Below are 2,225 nucleotides of genomic sequence, written 5' to 3' on the forward strand. Positions count from 1 at the left end.
ACGGCGAGACGACGCCGGGCTCGACCAGCTCGGTGCCGTCGAAGAAGCGGGTCACCTCTTCCTTGCTGCGGACCTGAGCCTCGCCGCCGTCGGCCTTGTAGACGACCATCGCGCGCTCCCACAGCTCCGGCGCGAAGTCCGGCGTGCAGTGCGAGAAGATCAGCAACGAACCCGACGCGAGCGGCTCGACGAGCTGGCGGACCAGGTCGTACGGCTGCAGGTGGTCCGGGAGGTAGTGGAAGACGCCGACGATGCTGAGCGCGACCGGCTTGCTGAAGTCGATCAGATCCTTGACCTCTTGCGACGTCAGGATCGACTGCGGATCGGTGACGTCGGCCTCGAGGTAGGCGGTCTTGCCTTCCGGCTTGCTGACCAGCAGGGCCCGCGAGTGGGCGAGCACGATCGGGTCGTTGTCGGCGTACACCACATGTGCCGACGGGATGACCTCTTGCACCACCTCGTGCAGGTTCGGCTCGGTGGGGATCCCGGTGCCGATGTCGAGGAACTGCGTGATGCCCTGGTCCGCGGCGTACCGCGCGGCGCGGTGCATCCACATCCGGTTCGACAGCGCGGCGGTCCGGAACCCCGGGAACGCCTGCAGCAGATGTTCCGCGGCCTGCCGGTCGGCGGCGAAGTTGTCCTTCCCGCCGAGGAAGTAGTCGTACACCCGGGCCGGGTGCGGCTGGTCGAGGTTCAGTCGGTCGTACATCCCCGGTTCGGCGTCGTGCGATTCGGCCATGAACATCCCATTCGCGGTGCGGGTCAGAACTGGAATTCATCGTAACCGGCGCACGACTGACCGTGACACCGGTGCCAGAACCCTACTCCGGCCGGGCGTCACTGCCACAGCGCTCGGCGTGCCCCGCAACCGCCTTGACCGAAGCTTTGCACCAGGCGGGCGCCCTCTAAGCTGGCTCGGTGAATCGGTCGGATCTGTCAGCGTTGCTCCCGGGTGGGCGCGGTACGGAGCTGTTGCTGTACGGGATGACTCCGCCCCGGCAGTCGATCGCCCCGGACGCGCTCGAGCGTTTCACCGCCGTGACGAGGACACGGCTCGAGCAGCTCGACATCGACGCGCTGATCCTCTACGACATCGACGACGAGGCGCAGCGGACGCCGGACGAGCGGCCGTTCCCGTTCAGCCCGACCATGGACCCGGCCGACTTCCTCGCCGATCACCTGGCCTGGTGGGACCGGCCGACGATCGTCTACCGCTCGGTCGGCAAGTACACCGAGGTCGAGCTGGACTCCTGGGTACGGCGGCCCGCCGGCCAGCTCGGCACCGTACTGGTGGGCGCCCCGACGAGCTCCGCGGACGTCCGGACCACGCTGCCGACGGCGTACGACCTGTGGCAGCGCTGCGGATCGGCGCTTCCGCTCGGCGGCGTGACGATCCCCGAGCGGCACTCTTCCCGCCAAGACGAGCACCACCGGCTGCTCCGCAAGCAGCGCAGTGGATGCTCGTTCTTCGTCACGCAGATCATCTACGACGTCGGTGCGGCGATGGACCTCGCCTCGGACTACCTCTACCTGTGCCGCGAACAGGACGTCGAGCCGGTGCCGATCGTCTTCACGCTGTCGATCTGCGGCTCGGTGAAGACCCTGGAGTTCCTCGCCTGGCTCGGCGTCCGCGTCCCGCGCTGGCTCCGCAACGAACTCGTCCACTCCGCCGACCCGGTCGCCGACTCGTACGCCCACTGCGTCGCGACCGCCCGCGCCCTGTCGACGTACTGCCGCGACCGCGGCCTCCCCTTCGGCTTCAACATCGAGAGCGTCTCCACCCGCCGCATCGAGAACGACGCCGTCATCGAACTCGTCAAGGAACTCCGAACCTTCGTCGGCTGAAGGAGGCTTCTGATGGGCGGCGCAACGCTGCTCGAGCGGATCGCTGGGCTGGGACCGTTCTTCGGTGTCGAGCAGCACACGGACCCGGCGCCGAAGCCGCCGTGGATCCGGCTGTCGGAGATTGTTGACAATCCGTCGATCCTGGAAGATCGCGTCGCTCGGACCCGCGCCTATTTGGCTGCGGCGAGCGGTCAGGAACCCGAGGCGGTCGAACTCCGCGTGGCCGCGTCGGTAACGCACCTCGGCCTGGTCGCTCGTCTCATCTCACCGGCGCTCGCCGCCGTCGCACTGGAAGGCCGCGTCCCGGTCCTCGCCTTGGACCAGCTCTACTGGCAGCCCGTGCTCGGTAGCGCTTTCCCGCTCTCGCTACCCCCGATCCG

At 68.2% G+C, this 2,225-nt stretch carries 2 protein-coding genes and 1 pseudogene; 2 read left to right on the plus strand and 1 reads right to left on the minus strand.

Annotated features, from left to right (window positions below; translation table 11 throughout):
* The coding region (locus tag VFF46_RS38675) for an SAM-dependent methyltransferase (RefSeq protein ID WP_325042251.1) at positions 1 to 739 on the minus strand (739 nt) is incomplete at its 3' end.
* Between the two features lie 179 nt (positions 740 to 918).
* On the opposite strand from VFF46_RS38675, the gene VFF46_RS38680 reads away from it, so the two are divergent.
* Together VFF46_RS38680 and VFF46_RS38685 are read left to right on the plus strand one after the other, a co-directional pair.
* Complete coding sequence (locus tag VFF46_RS38680) at positions 919 to 1,845, plus strand: 5,10-methylenetetrahydrofolate reductase (RefSeq protein ID WP_325042252.1); 927 nt, start codon at positions 919 to 921, stop codon at positions 1,843 to 1,845.
* Positions 1,846 to 1,857: 12 nt separating this feature from the next.
* Positions 1,858 to 2,225, plus strand: a pseudogene (locus tag VFF46_RS38685) (hypothetical protein); the annotation flags it as partial.

The organism is Kribbella sp. (assembly GCF_035655035.1).
Taxonomy (GTDB): Bacteria; Actinomycetota; Actinomycetes; order Propionibacteriales; family Kribbellaceae; genus Kribbella.